We start from the raw sequence: 15162 nt of genomic DNA, 5'->3' as shown, positions 1-15162 counted from the left end.
GCCCCCGTCGGCGGGCATACCGCGCCCTGCTCCTCCTGGGCGCCGCTCTCACCACGGCCGAGCTGGTCCTGACCGCCTGCACCGGCCGCGCCTGACCGATGACCGCTGCCCGTGCCACCGCCGCCGAGCCCCGCCACATCCGTGGCGGGGCCGGTGGCGTGGCCCGGGTCAGGCCCCGCCGCCCGCAGCGCCGCGCCGTCCAGACCGTCGAGATCCCCGAGCGCATCTACCGCGGCCCCCACTACTCCGACGCGTTCATCAAGGCGTGGGCCAAGATGGCCGCCCTCGACGTCGACACCAACCCCGAGCACTGCAACGCCCACGTCACCGAGATGGCCCGCTTCTGCGGCCTGTCCCTGCGCGACTTCCAGCGCGCTCTCACCGAGGGCCGGCACCCGGGCCCGGACGGCGGGCTGCCGGAGTTCTCCACCCGCCGCATGACCCGCAAGTCCGGCAAGGGGCGCACCGCGATCCGTCAGGTCCGGTCCGTCGTCGACGCCGAGCGGTACGTCACGGTCGCCGTGGCGATGTGCGACGCCCTCGAGCCGCGCCGCCTGCGTGCCGCGCTGCTGATGGCGCACACCGCCAAGTACAGCCCGGGCTATCAGCCCACCGCCGCCGAGCTGGCGGGCGAACTGTTCCACCACCACGGCAAGACCCCGGGCAAGCCCCTGTCCGAGCGGACCGCGCGCCGCATCATCCACGACCTGGAGGCCACCGGCTGGGTCAGCGTCGGCCACCGCACCGGCCACCAGGGCCGCCACACCGTGGCCGTGAACTCCCACCCGATCCTCGCCGAGCAGCTCGCCCTCGACCTCGACACCCCCGTGACCGCGGTGGACGTCGAGGCCCCGGCCGCGTCAGGCCAGCACGGTGAGGCGAGTGCGGACAACCATGGCGGATCCGGTCCGGCCACCGATGGCGGATCCCTCGCGATCAAGGAATACACCGGGGTTCCCACTGACGTTGTTGCTGCGCCCCAGGAGGATGGTGGTTCCCGCCGTAGGCGAGTGACCGTAGGTAAGCCCCCGGTCGACGCGAGCGAGTTGACCGACGGCACGTTCGGGCCCGGCGTCTCTCGCGCTCCGCGCGGCACCCGCCCCACCCAGCAGCCGTCGACCGGACAGGCGTACAGCGGACCGGAGTTGCGCTGGACCGAGCGCATCCACGTCAGCCTTGCCCCCGTCCGCCACCTCCTGCAGCAGCCGGACACCAACCGCTTCCTGCTGCGGAAGGTAGCCCGCGAGATCGGCCGCCAGCTCGACCAGGGCGCCACCACGCTGATGACGCCGGAGCGGATGGCCGCCCGGATCGCCACCCGCTACCGCGACGCCGGACCCATCCGCGACATCGCCGCCTGGCTCCTCGCCGTCGGCGTCGTCCACCGCGGCTGCGGCCAGCCGCTGTGCGAGGACGGCCGACTCTGGCCGACCGGCGCCACGTGCGAGTCCTGCACGGTCAACCGGCAGGCGACCAGCGAGCACTGGCGGCGCGCCCGCGAGCTGAACGACCGGCTCGCCGAGCTCCGCGCTCACCGCCAGGCCGAGGGCGAGCAGCTGCCCGCGAAGGCCACGTACCGGCAGCGCGCGGCGGCCAGCGACGCCGACGTCCTGGCCGTCGCCGCCACCCACGGACCGGCGGCCGCGCTGCACCGCTACGGCGTACTGCGCGCGGCCCCGCTTCTGCGCGACCAGTACGGCCACCTCCCCGCAGCCGTCGGCGCCACCCCGCCCCGGCCCCCTCAACCCCGTCCGTGTGCCCGCCCGTTGGAGGAGGCGCCCATGCCCGACCGCGGCTACATGCCCGACCAGATCCGAGCCCAGCTCGGCCGGACCACGACCACCGGGGCGCTCGCCATCGCCTGCCCCCAGGAGGGCTGCGTCGCCCAGGAGGGCCAGCCCTGCACCAGCAAGGCCGGCCGCCGCCGCGCCCCACACGACGCCCGCACCGCCGCCGCCGAGCAGCGCGGAGAGGAGACCTGATGCCGACCACACCGCACCCCACCCGAGGCACCACCCCATGCAACCGGTGCGGCGCTCTCATCCGCTGGGCCAGCGGCCCCCGGCCCGGTGAGCGCACCCCGATCAACGCGCTGCCGTCCCCGGCCGGCGGACTCGCCGCCCGCACCACCGGCCTCGGCGGCCTGGTCGTCCGCGAGTTCACCCGCGAGGAGCCCGACTGCGTCCCCGCCCTCCTGGAATGGAAGGCCGTCAGCCACTTCTCCAGCTGCGCCCCCAGCAGCCCGCAGCCGCCCACCCAGACCTCCCGCCCCGCGCGGCGTAGGCCCACCGTGCAGGCCCCGCTCTGGGGACAGCCGCAGAGGGGACTGCGATGAGGAAAGAACACCCCCGCGCCGACGTCGCCGAACTGCTGTACCAGGGGGCGACGTACGACACCGTCATGCGGCAGCTCGGTGTGTCCGCTCACGTCGTCTCGGCCACCCGCAAGGCCTACAAGATCCCGCTGCCCGTCGGGCCCGGCTACCGGTACACGCCGGAGGACAAGGCCCGCCTCGAGCAGCAGGTCGCCGTCCTGCTCCTGCAGGGCGCCACCTGCGCCGAGATCACCGCTGAGGTGGGGCTCAGCGCACCGACGATCCGGCTCATCCGGCTGGACTGGAACATCCCGAAGGCCGTTCGGCCGAACCCCTCCCGCACGGTCGCCCAGACCCTCGCCCTCTACACCGAGACCTACGGCCAGGGCCACGTCCGTTGGACCGGCCCCTACTGCGGCCGTATGCCCCAGCTGTTCGCCGAGGGCCGCAGCCACAACGCCCGCCGCGTGGCCTTCACCGCACACCACGGGCGTGCCCCGGTCGGCTACACGCTGTCCGACTGCCGTGAGCCGGGCTGTATGGCCGGCCCTCACCTCACCGACGAGCCGATGCGCTCCACCAGGCGCAGCCTCCCGGCGGCTGGGGGTGGAGCGTGAACACGGCCGAGACGCACGAGATGCCCGCGGAGGACACCCCGACAGGGCAGTTCGGCGGAGCCCGCCCGGCACTGCCCGCCCACATCACGCCCTGCAGCGCAGACGAGCAGGCCGCCCATCTGGCCGACCTCAGCGACGCCCTGTCCGGGTTCGTCGTCGGCGCTGCCATCCGCCGCCATGCCAAGACACCGCCCCGCCCGGGACCGCGAGGTGAGGCGGCATGACCATCCAGCTCCCGTTCTTCGTGGACTGCCCGTACGGCGGCTGCGAGGACGGCTACTGCGCCTGTCTCGAACGCGACCTGGACGACCTGGACGACCTCGAGGTCTGCGGCGAGTACGACCCCGAGGACGCCGAGCTGCTCGAGGCCCTGCAGAACGGGGCCCAGGTGATCACCGTGCGCGGCCGCACCCGCCTCGTCGAAACCGTCCCGATCCCGATCGACAACTACCCGCCCCAGCCCGCACCGGACCCGCTCGGAGCCATCCCATGAGAGATCCCGTCGAGTGCCAGGCCTGCCACAAGCCCATCCGCTCCAAGGCCTCCATGGGCCGGCGGATCGGGGGCCGCTGCTGGCGCAAGCTCCGCCCCGACCAGCGCGCAGTGATGCGGGCCCTGCTCGGCCGGACCGTCCGGCCCAGCGCGGCCGCCGTACGCCGCGCGCTCAACCAGCCCCCGCCGTCCACGGACGGCCAGCTCCCCCTGGAAGAGCAGGAGAACACCCCTTGAGCAGCACTGACGAGAGCAGCGCCGAGGCACGGATGGTTGTGGTGGACGGCCGCGAGGCTATCGCGTACGTCATCCTCCGCCCGGGCCCCAAGCAGGGCACCGTGCTCCTGGAAGCGGCGGCCACGGAAGGCACCGACCAGCACCAGGTCGCGCAGGCCCTGCGTCACATCTCGGACCAGTGGGCGCCGCGCCCCGGCCTGCAGGGTGTCCTCAGCGAGATCGCGGTCCGGCGGGGCCGCCAGCGCACCGCGTTCGGCGGCGACGAACACCGCCTGCCGGACGGCACCGGCCAGCACCCCGAGACCATCGACGCCGACGTGGCCCAGATGGCGCGCGACCAGGCCGCCGAGTTCGGCCACCTGGACTGGCTCCACGTCGTACGCGCCGCCGCAGCCGGGGTGTTCGCCGAGTGCAGGCATCCCGACCTGCGGGCCGCGCTCGTCGACCTGGCCGCGTACGCGACCGGATGGATCCAGGCCCTCGACCACCGCGCCGACACCCAACCCGCCGCCGCTGACCACACCGCCGAAAGCGTGTCGGCCGCTGCGCCTGTCCACCGCCACAGCGGACCGGCCGGGCAAGGAGACCCGACCGCCCGCGTCTGCCGACACCCCCTGCGCGTGCCTGCGCATGCCCCGGAGTGGCTCAGCTGCGACATCCACCGCGCCGGCTTCTCCCACAAGGAGGACTGCCCCGGTCACGGCACCCCGGACTGCATCGCCCAGTGCGCCGGCGGCGAGCCGACTGGTGAGCAGCTCCTCGGCCTGGCCGTGGAACTCCTCGACACCGCCCCGCGTGTGGGGGATCTGCTGACCCCGGGCGGCGCCATCCCGCCCACCGTCGCACGCGCCCTGAGCCGGTGGCTGACCGAACAGATCAAGTGGCGCGCGGCCACCACACGCGCGGCCGCGCAGATCTGGGGCAGCTGCGACCACCCCGACGCCGTCGAGTGGCTGGCCACGGGGCCCGGTCGGCCCTCCGCAGCGGCCATCGAACTGGCCCGCGAACTCCTCGGGAGGACCACGTGATCTCCCTGGCCATCAGCGGCGCCGAGGACGTCGGCGCCGCCTGCCCGCTCACCTTCCTGATCGCCGCCCTCTCCATCGCCTACCTCACCCGCCGTGACCGCCGGAGGAACCGATGAACAAGATCCCGACGCTCTTCGTCCGCAACCCCGACGACCGCCGCCACGTCCTGCCCGAAGTCACACCCGGCTGCGAGTGGGTCCTCGAAGGCCACGGCCTTGCTACCCGCAAGTACGACGGCACGTGCATCCTCCTCGACGACTCCGGCGCCTGGTGGGCGCGCCGCGAGGTCAAGCCCGGCAAGAGCACCCCGCCCGGATACCAGGCCGTCCAGCACGACCAGAGGACAGGCAAGACCGTCGGCTGGGAGCCCGCCGGGCAGTCGTCGTTCATCAAGTACCTCGCCGAGGCCCGCGAGATCCGAAGCCAGTGGCCGAGCGGTACGTACGAACTGTGCGGGCCGAAGATCAACGGCAACCCGGAAGGGCTGGAGCGGCACACGCTCATCCGGCACGCGACCGCCGAGCGCGTCGAATTCGACGACCGGACGTACGACGAGATCTCCGACTTCCTGCGCCGGCACAGGTGGGAAGGCCTCGTCTTCCACCACCCCGACGGCCCCATGGCCAAGATCAAGACCCGCGACTTCGCATTCCTGGAGCCGCGCCGATGAACACACCCAAGTGCCCCGGCTGCACCGCCGGCCGCCGCAACCACGGCCAGTACCTGTGCCGCGCCTGCTGGCGCGCCCTGCCCGCCTCCACTCGCGGACGCCTCGGCCGCCGCGACGCCCGCGCCTTCCTCCGCCTCCGTCAACTCCACCAGGCGCTCGCCGCCAACACCCCCATCGCCATCATCCGGGTCAGCCCATGACCACCCGCATGTACGCCCACGCCAGCGCGGCCGCCGCCGCGCTCCTCACCGCCGGGGCCTTGGGTACCGCCCTCCACACCTGGTGGCTGGGCCTCTTCGGCCTCTTCACCGCATACCTCTTCGGCGCCCTCTCCCGCCGCTGCTACACCCAGGCCCGGCGCGAGCAGGCCGTACAGCAGCGACTGGAGCGACTCAACGACGAGACCTCCCCCGTCGAACTACCGCCTCCCTGCTGCTCGTTCTGGCGACACACGGACGGCGAGGTCCATGGCCCCGACTGCACCCGGCCGACCGCAGCACGCACCACCCTCACCACCGCCGAGGAGCACGCCTTCGCCGCACTCTCGGCCGCCTTCCACCGGCCCGGGGGTCCGGCATGACAGCCCACCCCATCGACGAGAACGCCGGGCACTGGTGGCTGACCTGCGGCAAGTGGCGGCGCCTCCACGCCATCGCCGGACCCGCCATCACCCCCGAGCAGCTACGCACGGCCATCGACGAGGGCCAGCTGGTTCCCGCGCGCGCCGCCTGCAGACTCCGCCGCGGCTGGGAGCTGCCCGGCCTCTTTTCCCGCCTCGGCCGCCGCCGCTGCACCCCCTGCTGCCAGGCCCTCAGCATCCCCACCGGCTACGGCACACCCGTCAACGAAGCATCACTCAAGGAGGACCAGGCCGCATGAGCGAACGACAGGACACACGCTGGAACGGCGAGCCCTGCCAGGCCCGCCGCGTCACCGCGATCGTCGCCGACAACGGCGTCTTCCCCCAGTACTGGGCCCGCCATCTCGTCGGCACACGCCGCGACGTCGTCGAGGTCACGTACGGGGACCAGACGTTCTACATCGACAACGAGGACGGCTCCGGCTGGAACAAGGTCACCCACGGCGGCGCACCCCGCTGGGGACACAGCAACCTGACCATCGACCCGGACAGCGTCCAGCCCCGCATCGACCCCGACCGGCCATGCACGCATGAGGACTTCGACGCCTTCGTCGGCGTCGCCCGCATCGCCGCAGGCGACAACGACCCCACCGTGATTGGCTACACGGCCGAGATCAGGGTCAACTGCCGGCACTGCGGCGAGCCCTTCCGCTGGACTGGCGTCCCGGCCGGCCTCTCACCCCGTCAGCCCATGTGCAGCGTCGACGAGACCGAACTCCGCGCCCCACTCCGCCCGGCCTCCGCCGACCCGGACTTCGGCCTCGGCCTGCCCGGCTTCTCCGTCAACTACCGCAAGGACGGCTGACCGTGCTGCAGCACACCGTGCCCGCTGTCGTCGACACCCGTATCTGGAACGGCACCGACGACCCCAACCTCATCAAGTGGCTGGGAGAGGACACCCACCGCTTCGACGGCCACCAGCTCGTCCTGCAGACATCCGACGGCGACGTCTACCCCGAGCCCGGATGGACCCTCCTCCGCTGGCCCGACGGCGACCTGACCGCCATGTCCACCCGCGCAGCCGCCAAACGCCTCACCCCCACCACCGCGGCTCCCAGCCGCGTGCAAGAGGAGTGGATCGCGAAGTACGGCAACCGCCCGGCCGGAACGGCACACGACGTCGAGGTGCTCCGCCCGCCACACGACGAGATCGAGACGCCTGGGCTCCGCGAACAGATCGCCGACCCCGTCCGCCGCATCCTCCTGCAGTGGCCGGAGCACAACCTCACCGTCGAACACGACCAGGTGGTCAACGACATCACGGCCGCCGTGCTCGCCGCGGTCCTCCCCGCCGCCCGCATCACCGCCACGCTCGGCCGCATGTCCGACGCCGACGTACAACGCGTCATCGCCCTGTACGAGCACTGGGTCAAGGCCGGGCCACCGCCCCTCGGCACGCTCATCAACCGCTGGTGGGACCACCGCCTCGCCGAGCTGCACGCCGCCCTCCTCAACCCGTCCACGAAGGACTAACCCATGGCCCAGGCCCAGATCACCGACGACCCTCGCGACTCCCCTCACTGCTGGTCCCAGGCAGAGGTCTGCACCCCAGACGCCGTCATCCACGACGTCGCATGCGGCCGGGGCCGGCACTGGTGGGGCAAACACCGCAACAGGCACGTCCGGTGGGCCTGTCCGCGTCGCTGCTCCTGCATCCGCCACGCCCGCAAGCGCGCCAAACAGACCACCGGGGAGGCCTGACATGGGACTGGAATTCGGAGAGTTCACGCACGTCTGGCTCGCCCGTGAAGACGGCGGATGGGAGCCGGTGGAGGGCGTCACCCGCGTCGAACTGGAGGAGGACAGCCCGCCCGAGGAACTCTCGACGCACTTCCAGGACTTCATCGAGCGCCTCGTCGCAGCCGCCTACGCCGAGGAGGCCGCCCGCCGCTACCAGGAGTCCCTGGCCCAGTTCCTCGACGGCTTCGACACCTGGGAACCCCGCGGGCTGCTCGCGTCGCTCACCGAGCCTTACAGGCCGACGCCGATCGAGCGCGCCCTGGAGATCCTCGGGCCGCACCTCGCCCGCGAGCCGCTCTACCAGCCCAAGGTGCGGATGGGCCACTGGCTCCCCGACGTCACGCAGGCCCCTGCCCCTATGTCCGAGCAGCCGCCGCCGGTTCTCACGTCCGACGACCGGCCGGCCTGGCAGTCGCCGTACGGCCCGCCGTCGAGGAGGCCCCGATGAAGCTCTACTTCTTCCGCACGGACCCGGTGCAGGAGATCGCCGCCGAACCGAACACGCTCGCCCAGCTGGAGGACATCCTCCGGCCCAAGGCAGTTGAGCCCCGCGCGGCTCCCGAACTCCTCTCCGCGTGGAGCGCTTTCTCCCTCCCGCTTGTGCGGGACGAGTCGATCCGCCCAGGCGTCATCCACGCCCGACCGACCTCCGCCCCACCGGACGCCTCGCACGAGACCCCACCCGCCGCCCCGTGACCGAGTCCCGGCCGTTCCGTCTGCACCTGCCCCACCAGGTGCTGGACGGCTTCGAGACGGCCGACGGCTGGGCTGTCGCGATCGACGACCCCGAGTACGGGCTGACCTCGGCCGCCCCCACCACCGCGGACCTCATCCGCGGCTACGGAGGCGGCCACATCGAGTGGCCCGACGACCCCACGCACCATCTGCAGGAAGGGGAGCACGATGATCTGCACCCTGTGTGACACCCGCGAGATCGAGTACGGCAGCCTCTGCGCCAGCTGCACCCGCGCCACCCACGAACGCCTCACCCGCCTTCCCCGACTGTGGGCATCGCTGGAGTCCTGGCTCACCCCCGGCACCACCGGCAGCGCTCAGTACGGCGGCCGCGTCCGCCTCGCCGAAGCCCCCCTCCCCCTGGACAGCGAGGTCCTGGACCTGCGCGCCGAGGGCGGCATCGTCGGCGTCCTGGAAGACTGGCGCACCGCCCTGTACGAGACGCGTGGCTGGGCGCAGCCGGAGCGTGCGGCCAGCCTCGGCAACCGCATCTGGATCGCGGCCGGCGACCTGGACCGCCACCTCGACTGGATCTCCCGCTGGTACGCGGGCGAGGCGTTCGGATGGGACATCCGCCGGCTCTTTCAGCGCGTGCACCGTGTCGTCCAGCCCGGACACGGCCTGGACCGGCCGAAGCCGACGTTCCTCGGCCACTGCATCGCCGTCGACCCCTCCGGCGTCATCTGTGGCGCCAAGATCTTCGCGGACATGCGCACGGCCGTGCAGTGCGAGTGGTGCCTGTGCGTGTACCCGCCGGACCGGTGGCTCGCCCTGCGCCACTTCCAGCCCGGCAACCAGGCCGCACCCGACGGCCTGCAGGCGGCGGCCGCCTGACATGCCCCGCCATCACGGCGTAGCGTGTGCCCCCGGACACGCCAGAGCCCCGCCACCCCAACTCGACTGGGGTGGCGGGGCTCGTCCGCGTCCTGGCGCTACGCCTCGTTGGGCTCCCTCTCGTCCGGCTTGATGTCGGTCCGTTGTCCCTGCCTCTTCACGCGGGCCTTGAAGTACGGCCCGGCGAGCCGCCAGTCCACGACCTTCGACCGGCCGACCAGGACGACCGGTGGGAAGGCCGGGTCCTCGCGCGACAGCTGCGACACGCGCTGATGGCTCATCCGGGTTTCGATCCCCTCGGCCACCACGCGGCGCGCGACCTCACTCAACGACAGCAACTCCGGCCCTCCTTCAGCCTCGGGCATGGCACCATCTTCCCGCACTTCCTAGCTATATGGCTAGGAAGTCGCTACGCTCGATCTGGCAACAACGGAAAACCCCCCGGCCCACATGGAGTTGCACCTCCGGGCCGAGGGGTGGACCCGTCCTGAAGCGAACGAAAGGGAGCAGGTCCGTGCCTGACCTTACCCAGCCCGACCCCGTCGACGTAGCCCTCGACGTCCTCCTCAACCAGCCCTCCTACGCCGCCCAGATGCTCATCACCACCGCGTGCCTCCTCGAGATGGACGCCCCCCAGCCGCTGACCGGCGTTGACCTCGAGCGCGCCATCGACATCGCCGGTGACGCCATCCTGCGCACCCTGCCCGACGTCGTCTCCCGCGACAGCATGCAGCGCATGTACCGGGCTCTCCCAGACCGGCCCGCCCCGGTCACCCGCGGCGAGTACGCCCTCCGCCTCCGCCAGGCCGCCAAGACCATGGACACCCTCGGGGGCGCCGCTATGAGCCAGACCTGCTGCGGACGGCCCATGCGCTACGACGGCGGCCAGTACGTCTGCGGCAAGTGCGGCGCCTGGACCGACCCCGGCACCCAGAGCCAGCCCGCCCTACGCCAGGAGCCAGCCGACCCCGACCACCGCGTCGGCGCCACCGAACTCCTCGCCCGCTGCGCCGACGACTTCTCCAAGGCCGAGACCCAGCGCCACGCCGGCGACGCGCCGCCCATGAGCCGGGAGCTGACCGCACTCGCGGCCGAGGCCGCCGAGGCCACCCGGAACATCGACCCCGCCTGAACCGCCGACCGCCGCGCCCCGGTACCACCCCCGGCCGGGGCGCGGCCCTCCCTGCTCCTGGAGGAGCACCGTGACGACGCCCCACGGCGACCGCCCCACACTCACCCGCCTGCAGCGCCGGCTCATCGTCGCCGTCGGCGTCGGAGCCGCCACCATCGCCGCCATCGGCTTCATCGGCTCCTACGCCGCCGTACGCCGACTCGCCCAGGCCAAGGGCTTCGGCACCTTCGCGCACGCCTTCCCCATCGGCATCGACGCCGGGATCCTCGTCCTCCTGGCCCTCGACCTCCTCCTCACCTGGCAGCGCATCCCCTTCCCCCTGCTCCGCCACACCGCATGGCTTCTCACGGCCGCCACGATCGCGTTCAACGCGGCCGCCGCCTGGCCCGACCCGGTCGGCACCGGCATGCACGCCGTCATCCCCGTCCTGTTCGTGGTCGTCGTCGAGGCCGCCCGGCACGCCATCGGCCGGACCGCCGCCATCACGGTCGGCCGTCACATGGACGCCGTCCGTCTGAGCCGCTGGTTCCTTGACCCCGTCAGCACGTTCCGGCTGTGGCGGCGCATGAAGTTGTGGGAGCTGCGCTCCTACGACCACGTGATCCGGCTGGAGCAGGACCGGCGCATCGAGAAAGCCCGGCTGCGTGCCCGGTACGGCCGCCGCTGGCGCAGCAAGGCCCCCGTCTCGGCGGTCATGGCCTTGCGGCTGACCCGCTACGGACGCGCCCTGGCCCCCGTGGCCGGCGTCCTCGACATCGAGCACACCCCGGCTCACACTCCGGTCGCCGTCGGCGCGGCCGCCGAGCCTGCCGGGACGCTCGGCTCAGCCCCGGCGCGGCCTGAGCTGCCCCCGGTGAGCCGTGAGCCCGGCGGTGAGCCGGTGAGCCCGGCATCCGTGAGCCGTGAGCCGGACGGCCCGGCTCATGAGCTCCGCCCTGAGCCGGGTCCGCGAGCCCAGCCCGCGCAGTCGTTCGGCGAGCACGCTGCGGCCGCCATTGAGATCACCCTTCCGACCCCGCCCCCCGGGCCCCCGGCTCACCCGGCGCCCGGTGAGCCGAACCCTGAGCCGACCCACGCACCACCCCGTACGGACAACCCGGCTACGGGGGAGGCGGTCCTCGCCGGGCTGCGCGCGTTCGCCCAGGACACCCCCGAGCCCGTCTCAGCCACGGCCGATCCGACCCCACAGCCCGCCCTCACCGCCGCCCCGACGCCGGCCCCCGCCGTGACCCGCGACCAGCTCGAGGCCGACGCGGCCTGGCTCGCGATCGAGACCGCCGCTCGCCGTACAGCAGTCGGCCCGGCTCACACCGTCGCGCCCACGCTTCCCCGTGAGCCGCAGGCATCTGAGCCCGTGAGCCGCCCGGTGAGCCCTGAGCCGAGCCGTGAGCCGTCCGGTGAGCCCGCTGGTGAGCCTGAGCCGAGCCGTGAGCCCGACCCTGAGCCGCCCGGTGAGCCGGACTCGACCGGGAGCGACGAGATCCAACAGCAGATCACCACGCTCGCCTCCCGGCTCAGGAACGGCGATCAGTTCACCAAGACCACCGCGGCTGAACTACTCGGGGTCAGCGAGGCCACCGCCGGCCGCCGGCTCAAGGAGGCGCGCATTCGTGTCGGCAAAGGCACCGGGTTCTACCCGTGAGCCGTGAGCCGGGCCCCGACGAGCGCCGTACGCGCTACCTCCTGGCCCGGCTCGGCGCCCGCCCCCTCGGCCACTCCCACCACACGCCCCAGAGGACTCCCATGACCGGCGACCGCCGCCCCATCACCCCCACCCGGATCATCCCGGCCGGTGCCCCGCTGCCCTCCCGGCCGCCGGCACCCGGCGAGGCACCGCCCTGGCGCACCCCGCCACCCCCACCACCGGCCCCACCCGCCCTACCGCCGTCCGCACCGTGGCCCCCTGCGCCTGCACCCGGGCCGATCGAGGTCCGCGTCACCGTCGACCTGGTGGCGCCCGCCGAGCCCGAGCCGGAGCCCGGTCTCCTCGCCCGCCTGTGGGACTGGCTGGTCACCTGGCGCATGATCTCGGCGATCCTCGCCGCGCTCCTGCCCTGGGCCGCCGGGCAGAGCCCCGTCGGCATCTGGTCCCACACCGTCTACCAGGCCCGCACCGAGGCCGGCGTCGGCGCCGCCTACGTCATCGCGGCCGTCGCGCTCGCCGCCGCCTGGGCCCTGGACCGGCACACGGGCCGCTGGCTGCCCCGCGTCCTCCTCGTCACCAGCTCGCTGGGCGCGTTCGGCGTCCTGCACTGGTGGGACCCGTTCCTCCTGCTCACCGGAGTACACCTGTGACCGCCACGACCACCCTCACCCTCGGCGGCCTCCTCGCCGCCCTGATCATCCTCACCGCGAACCTGTACCCCTGGTGGACCGGACCCCGCGAGATGAAGCAGCTCTCGTCGTTCGGGAAGGGCTTCGCCGCCGCCGCGTGCGCCGCGGCCTGCCCCGGCGGCGTCCTCGGCTGGGCCCACGCCCGCTCCGGCACCCTCGGCAACGGGGCAGGCGAGCGAGCCGGACAGGCACTCACCGGCGCCGACTCCTCCTCCGGCCTGACCTCCGGCCAGCTCGTCGGCCTCGGCGCGACCGGCGCGTTCGTCGTCGTCATCGCCGTCACCCTCACCGTCCTCTCCTACAAAGCCGCAGGTAAGAAGGACAAGAAGCGCATCCTCGGCGGCGCCTACGTCGGCAGCACCCTCTGCCTCACCGCAGGCATGGCCGGCGCCCTCGCCTGGCTCCCCAGCGCCCTCAACGCCACCGGCGACGGCGTCCGCGCCCTCTTCGAGGGCTCGGGCATCCTGTGACCCGGCTCTCCCACGCTGCAGGACGCCTCTCCGTCGGCTCCCGCACGTACGCCCGACGCCTGGGCACCCGCGCAGCAGCATGGTGCGCCCGGGGCCGCCGCGCCGACCTGACCGGCTGGCGCGGAGCCCTCGGCATCTTCGTACGGATCGCCCTGCTCGCCCTCGGCGTGTACGTCCTCGCCCGCCTCGTGCGCGCCCTGCCGTCCCTGATGTGGCTGCTCACCGGCTGGTGGACCATCGCGTCCTGGCGCGCGGGCAAGCCCCCGCCGAAGCCCGCCGAACAGACCCCGCAGACCCCCTCGGCGGAGGCCGGCGCGGAGGCCGTCCGCACCCTCCTGTTGGACCTCATGGGCACCGGCTCCGGAGTGCACCTGCGGACCGTCCTCAAGCACCTCCAGGAGCACCGCCAGTGGGAGGGCCGCACGGTCACCGATCTGCGCGTCCATCTGGAGCGCCTCGGAGTGCCCGTGGACCGCGGCGTCAAGGTGGGCCGAACCCCCACCTGGGGGGTGCGCCGAAGGGACCTGCAGACCCCTTCCCCGGCCGAGCCTCAGGGGGCGCCTCCCGCCCCGTCTACCGCCGACTGACCTGCACGTATACCGGGCCGTCTACCACCGTCTACCGGCCCATCTACCCCAAGCCCCGGGGCGGCCGCCCCTCCGCCAAGAAGTACGGCCGCCCCGGTCCACCCATCCCGAACACGAGACAGGAGACCGCCATCATGGCACTCGGATTCAAGGGCCCCATCGAGGCCGATGACCCCCGCCTGCACGGCCACGAAACCGTCTACCAGGCCTCCCGAGGGGGCTACTTCCCGCCCGTACCGAAGCCCGTAGCAGGCACCGGACAGGACGACACCGTGGAAATCACCCGCGAAGACTGACCGCCCTGCCACACTGAAACCCGAAGGCCCCGCCGCGCACCCCGTCGCGGCGGGGCCTCCGCCGTACCTCGGGTGCGGCCCAGCCGTACCCGGACCATCCTGGACGGTATGCCCACATCGCTGGTCGTCGTGTACCCACCCGACGAGGACGGCGGCCGCCGCGTCCGCGCCGCCGGCGAAATCCTCGGCCGCGCCTACGCCCTCACCGACCTGGTGGAGTTCCTCCGCCGCGCAGGCCTCGACGACTGGGACGACACCGACGCCCGCACCACCGGCCTGATCGAGTGGCGCGGCGGCGGCCCCGACACCTGGCCCCGTGCCCCAGGAGCGGCCGGTACGCCGTAGCCGCGACGTTGTAGCGCGATGGGGCCTGCTATGCCTGCGGCTCCGGGAGGACCTCGTCGAGCTTGCCCTTCGAGTCCAGCGACCACCGGATGCCGTTGCCGTCCGTGAAGAACAGCGTCGGCGGATTGTTGTGAAGGGTCGCCGCCTGCCACGTCTGCGACACGAAACGCAGCGCCCTGTGCGAACCCAGCAGGAACACCGGCGCCACCAGCCGATCGCCGGCCTCAGCCCGATGCTGGTCAGGGGTGAACGCCGGCCACTCGTGCACGTCTGCAGCCAAATTGGAGGTCCCGAAGATCACTTCCAGCTGATGCACAGGGGTATCGCTGCCGTTCTGCACAGTGACCGCCCAATGATCATTGGGTGTCAGCCCCGACCCTTCCGCGTTCAGGCGAGCACCGAGCTTCTTCTGGTGCATCCGGACCTGCCGGGCCTGCGCCCACTTCCGGTCCTCGGCCACCGCCCGCAGCTCCGCACGTTCCAGGGCCAGCGTGGAGGACTGCTCGGCCATGAACGCCCGCTGGTCCCCGATGAACTCGCGCTGCTCCTTGATCTGCTGTTGCTGGCTCAGCAGCGTCTTCACCGTCGCAGCGGCTGCAACAGCCGCACACCCAACGCCCACCCACGTGGCGAGGTCGCCGTAGTCCACAGCACTCCTTGCGATCAGTCCGGCCGCTCACATCCGCGTACG

The 15162-nt window shown here is 72.8% G+C and carries 27 protein-coding genes; 25 read left to right on the top strand and 2 right to left on the bottom strand.

From position 1 onward, the window contains the following. Positions 1 to 98 precede the first annotated feature (98 nt). The 18 genes from H4687_RS25485 (at position 99) to H4687_RS25400 (ending at position 9307) form a co-directional block, all read left to right on the top strand. Positions 99 to 1982, top strand: coding sequence for a hypothetical protein (locus H4687_RS25485; RefSeq protein WP_050399510.1), 1884 nt, complete (start codon positions 99 to 101; stop codon positions 1980 to 1982). Beyond that, the gene (locus H4687_RS25480) at positions 1982 to 2335 is read left to right on the top strand and encodes a hypothetical protein (RefSeq protein WP_046916422.1); all 354 of its coding nucleotides are present in this window, start codon (positions 1982 to 1984) and stop codon (positions 2333 to 2335) included. Before H4687_RS25485 ends, H4687_RS25480 begins: the two co-directional genes overlap by 1 nt. Next, on the top strand, positions 2332 to 2931 hold the full coding sequence (locus H4687_RS25475; protein WP_046916423.1) for a hypothetical protein: 600 nt from the start codon (positions 2332 to 2334) through the stop codon (positions 2929 to 2931). The genes H4687_RS25480 and H4687_RS25475 overlap by 4 nt, the downstream gene beginning before the upstream one ends. Then, positions 2928 to 3155, top strand: a complete 228-nt coding sequence (locus H4687_RS25470; protein ID WP_046916424.1) for a hypothetical protein — start codon at positions 2928 to 2930, stop codon at positions 3153 to 3155. Before H4687_RS25475 ends, H4687_RS25470 begins: the two co-directional genes overlap by 4 nt. Beyond that, positions 3152 to 3424 carry a hypothetical protein gene (locus H4687_RS25465; RefSeq protein ID WP_046916425.1) on the top strand — a complete coding sequence of 91 codons (273 nt, stop codon included), beginning with the start codon at positions 3152 to 3154 and terminating at the stop codon, positions 3422 to 3424. The genes H4687_RS25470 and H4687_RS25465 overlap by 4 nt, the downstream gene beginning before the upstream one ends. Beyond that, positions 3421 to 3660, top strand: coding sequence for a hypothetical protein (locus H4687_RS25460; RefSeq protein ID WP_046916426.1), 240 nt, complete (start codon positions 3421 to 3423; stop codon positions 3658 to 3660). The genes H4687_RS25465 and H4687_RS25460 overlap by 4 nt, the downstream gene beginning before the upstream one ends. Next, entirely contained in the window at positions 3657 to 4688 is a 1032-nt protein-coding gene (locus tag H4687_RS25455; RefSeq protein ID WP_050399509.1) for a hypothetical protein, read from the top strand. Before H4687_RS25460 ends, H4687_RS25455 begins: the two co-directional genes overlap by 4 nt. 112 nt (positions 4689 to 4800) lie before the next feature. After that, entirely contained in the window at positions 4801 to 5358 is a 558-nt protein-coding gene (locus tag H4687_RS25450) for a hypothetical protein (RefSeq protein ID WP_046916427.1), read from the top strand. Continuing rightward, the gene (locus tag H4687_RS25445) at positions 5355 to 5558 is read left to right on the top strand and encodes a hypothetical protein (protein WP_046916428.1); all 204 of its coding nucleotides are present in this window, start codon (positions 5355 to 5357) and stop codon (positions 5556 to 5558) included. Before H4687_RS25450 ends, H4687_RS25445 begins: the two co-directional genes overlap by 4 nt. Next, positions 5555 to 5938: a hypothetical protein gene (locus tag H4687_RS25440; RefSeq protein ID WP_050399508.1), complete on the top strand. Its 384-nt coding sequence runs from the start codon at positions 5555 to 5557 to the stop codon at positions 5936 to 5938. Before H4687_RS25445 ends, H4687_RS25440 begins: the two co-directional genes overlap by 4 nt. Continuing rightward, positions 5935 to 6237 (top strand): hypothetical protein, encoded by a 303-nt coding sequence (locus tag H4687_RS25435; RefSeq protein WP_046916429.1) that lies wholly within the window; start codon positions 5935 to 5937, stop codon positions 6235 to 6237. Before H4687_RS25440 ends, H4687_RS25435 begins: the two co-directional genes overlap by 4 nt. Further along, the gene (locus H4687_RS25430; protein ID WP_046916430.1) at positions 6234 to 6803 is read left to right on the top strand and encodes a hypothetical protein; all 570 of its coding nucleotides are present in this window, start codon (positions 6234 to 6236) and stop codon (positions 6801 to 6803) included. The genes H4687_RS25435 and H4687_RS25430 overlap by 4 nt, the downstream gene beginning before the upstream one ends. 2 nt (positions 6804 to 6805) lie before the next feature. Next, positions 6806 to 7471, top strand: a complete 666-nt coding sequence (locus H4687_RS25425; protein WP_046916431.1) for a hypothetical protein — start codon at positions 6806 to 6808, stop codon at positions 7469 to 7471. Positions 7472 to 7474: 3 nt separating this feature from the next. After that, the gene (locus H4687_RS25420) at positions 7475 to 7699 is read left to right on the top strand and encodes a hypothetical protein (RefSeq protein ID WP_046916432.1); all 225 of its coding nucleotides are present in this window, start codon (positions 7475 to 7477) and stop codon (positions 7697 to 7699) included. A gap of 1 nt (position 7700) precedes the next feature. Beyond that, on the top strand, positions 7701 to 8186 hold the full coding sequence (locus tag H4687_RS25415) for a hypothetical protein (protein ID WP_046916433.1): 486 nt from the start codon (positions 7701 to 7703) through the stop codon (positions 8184 to 8186). Beyond that, positions 8183 to 8434, top strand: coding sequence for a hypothetical protein (locus tag H4687_RS25410; RefSeq protein ID WP_046916434.1), 252 nt, complete (start codon positions 8183 to 8185; stop codon positions 8432 to 8434). The genes H4687_RS25415 and H4687_RS25410 overlap by 4 nt, the downstream gene beginning before the upstream one ends. Next, complete coding sequence (locus tag H4687_RS25405; protein WP_050399507.1) at positions 8431 to 8661, top strand: hypothetical protein; 231 nt, start codon at positions 8431 to 8433, stop codon at positions 8659 to 8661. The genes H4687_RS25410 and H4687_RS25405 overlap by 4 nt, the downstream gene beginning before the upstream one ends. Then, a complete protein-coding gene (locus tag H4687_RS25400) occupies positions 8642 to 9307 on the top strand; it encodes a hypothetical protein (RefSeq protein ID WP_046919775.1) in 666 nt (221 codons plus the stop codon). Before H4687_RS25405 ends, H4687_RS25400 begins: the two co-directional genes overlap by 20 nt. 98 nt (positions 9308 to 9405) lie before the next feature. On the opposite strand, the gene H4687_RS25395 is transcribed toward H4687_RS25400, so the two are convergent. Further along, positions 9406 to 9672, bottom strand: coding sequence for a hypothetical protein (locus H4687_RS25395; protein WP_225966817.1), 267 nt, complete (start codon positions 9670 to 9672; stop codon positions 9406 to 9408). A gap of 149 nt (positions 9673 to 9821) precedes the next feature. Here H4687_RS25395 and H4687_RS25390 point away from each other — a divergent pair, with 149 nt between their 5' ends. The 7 genes from H4687_RS25390 (at position 9822) to H4687_RS25360 (ending at position 14471) form a co-directional block, all read left to right on the top strand. Then, positions 9822 to 10439: a hypothetical protein gene (locus H4687_RS25390; protein WP_050399506.1), complete on the top strand. Its 618-nt coding sequence runs from the start codon at positions 9822 to 9824 to the stop codon at positions 10437 to 10439. A gap of 70 nt (positions 10440 to 10509) precedes the next feature. Then, positions 10510 to 12081 (top strand): DUF2637 domain-containing protein, encoded by a 1572-nt coding sequence (locus H4687_RS25385; protein ID WP_078907604.1) that lies wholly within the window; start codon positions 10510 to 10512, stop codon positions 12079 to 12081. Further along, a complete protein-coding gene (locus H4687_RS25380; protein ID WP_233443709.1) occupies positions 12078 to 12734 on the top strand; it encodes a hypothetical protein in 657 nt (218 codons plus the stop codon). Before H4687_RS25385 ends, H4687_RS25380 begins: the two co-directional genes overlap by 4 nt. Then, positions 12731 to 13243 carry a hypothetical protein gene (locus H4687_RS25375; protein ID WP_050399504.1) on the top strand — a complete coding sequence of 171 codons (513 nt, stop codon included), beginning with the start codon at positions 12731 to 12733 and terminating at the stop codon, positions 13241 to 13243. The genes H4687_RS25380 and H4687_RS25375 overlap by 4 nt, the downstream gene beginning before the upstream one ends. Beyond that, positions 13240 to 13830, top strand: coding sequence for a hypothetical protein (locus H4687_RS25370; RefSeq protein ID WP_052768284.1), 591 nt, complete (start codon positions 13240 to 13242; stop codon positions 13828 to 13830). The genes H4687_RS25375 and H4687_RS25370 overlap by 4 nt, the downstream gene beginning before the upstream one ends. Positions 13831 to 13964: 134 nt before the next feature. Further along, positions 13965 to 14126 (top strand): hypothetical protein, encoded by a 162-nt coding sequence (locus tag H4687_RS25365; protein WP_159026136.1) that lies wholly within the window; start codon positions 13965 to 13967, stop codon positions 14124 to 14126. Between the two features lie 108 nt (positions 14127 to 14234). Next, positions 14235 to 14471, top strand: a complete 237-nt coding sequence (locus H4687_RS25360; protein ID WP_046914908.1) for a hypothetical protein — start codon at positions 14235 to 14237, stop codon at positions 14469 to 14471. Positions 14472 to 14499: 28 nt separating this feature from the next. Here the strand turns inward: H4687_RS25360 and H4687_RS25355 are convergent, their stop codons facing one another. After that, complete coding sequence (locus H4687_RS25355; protein ID WP_046914909.1) at positions 14500 to 15120, bottom strand: hypothetical protein; 621 nt, start codon at positions 15118 to 15120, stop codon at positions 14500 to 14502. Between the last annotated feature and the right edge of the window lie 42 nt (positions 15121 to 15162).

It is taken from the genome of Streptomyces stelliscabiei (genome assembly GCF_014873495.1).
GTDB classification, from domain to species: Bacteria; Actinomycetota; Actinomycetes; order Streptomycetales; family Streptomycetaceae; genus Streptomyces; species Streptomyces bottropensis.
This window is presented reverse-complemented; position numbering and strand designations above follow the sequence as displayed.

Bases quoted from the DNA above. Each gene is read 5' to 3' on its own strand.
- H4687_RS25485 (WP_050399510.1), top strand. From the start codon at position 99: ATGACCGCTGCCCGTGCCACCGCCGCCGAGCCCCGCCACATCCGTGGC.
- H4687_RS25480 (WP_046916422.1), top strand. From the start codon at position 1,982: ATGCCGACCACACCGCACCCCACCCGAGGCACCACCCCATGCAACCGG.
- H4687_RS25475 (WP_046916423.1), top strand. From the start codon at position 2,332: ATGAGGAAAGAACACCCCCGCGCCGACGTCGCCGAACTGCTGTACCAG.
- H4687_RS25465 (WP_046916425.1), top strand. From the start codon at position 3,152: ATGACCATCCAGCTCCCGTTCTTCGTGGACTGCCCGTACGGCGGCTGC.
- H4687_RS25460 (WP_046916426.1), top strand. From the start codon at position 3,421: ATGAGAGATCCCGTCGAGTGCCAGGCCTGCCACAAGCCCATCCGCTCC.
- H4687_RS25450 (WP_046916427.1), top strand. From the start codon at position 4,801: ATGAACAAGATCCCGACGCTCTTCGTCCGCAACCCCGACGACCGCCGC.
- H4687_RS25445 (WP_046916428.1), top strand. From the start codon at position 5,355: ATGAACACACCCAAGTGCCCCGGCTGCACCGCCGGCCGCCGCAACCAC.
- H4687_RS25440 (WP_050399508.1), top strand. From the start codon at position 5,555: ATGACCACCCGCATGTACGCCCACGCCAGCGCGGCCGCCGCCGCGCTC.
- H4687_RS25435 (WP_046916429.1), top strand. From the start codon at position 5,935: ATGACAGCCCACCCCATCGACGAGAACGCCGGGCACTGGTGGCTGACC.
- H4687_RS25430 (WP_046916430.1), top strand. From the start codon at position 6,234: ATGAGCGAACGACAGGACACACGCTGGAACGGCGAGCCCTGCCAGGCC.
- H4687_RS25420 (WP_046916432.1), top strand. From the start codon at position 7,475: ATGGCCCAGGCCCAGATCACCGACGACCCTCGCGACTCCCCTCACTGC.
- H4687_RS25415 (WP_046916433.1), top strand. From the start codon at position 7,701: ATGGGACTGGAATTCGGAGAGTTCACGCACGTCTGGCTCGCCCGTGAA.
- H4687_RS25410 (WP_046916434.1), top strand. From the start codon at position 8,183: ATGAAGCTCTACTTCTTCCGCACGGACCCGGTGCAGGAGATCGCCGCC.
- H4687_RS25400 (WP_046919775.1), top strand. From the start codon at position 8,642: ATGATCTGCACCCTGTGTGACACCCGCGAGATCGAGTACGGCAGCCTC.
- H4687_RS25395 (WP_225966817.1), bottom strand. From the start codon at position 9,672: ATGCCCGAGGCTGAAGGAGGGCCGGAGTTGCTGTCGTTGAGTGAGGTC.
- H4687_RS25365 (WP_159026136.1), top strand. From the start codon at position 13,965: ATGGCACTCGGATTCAAGGGCCCCATCGAGGCCGATGACCCCCGCCTG.
- H4687_RS25360 (WP_046914908.1), top strand. From the start codon at position 14,235: ATGCCCACATCGCTGGTCGTCGTGTACCCACCCGACGAGGACGGCGGC.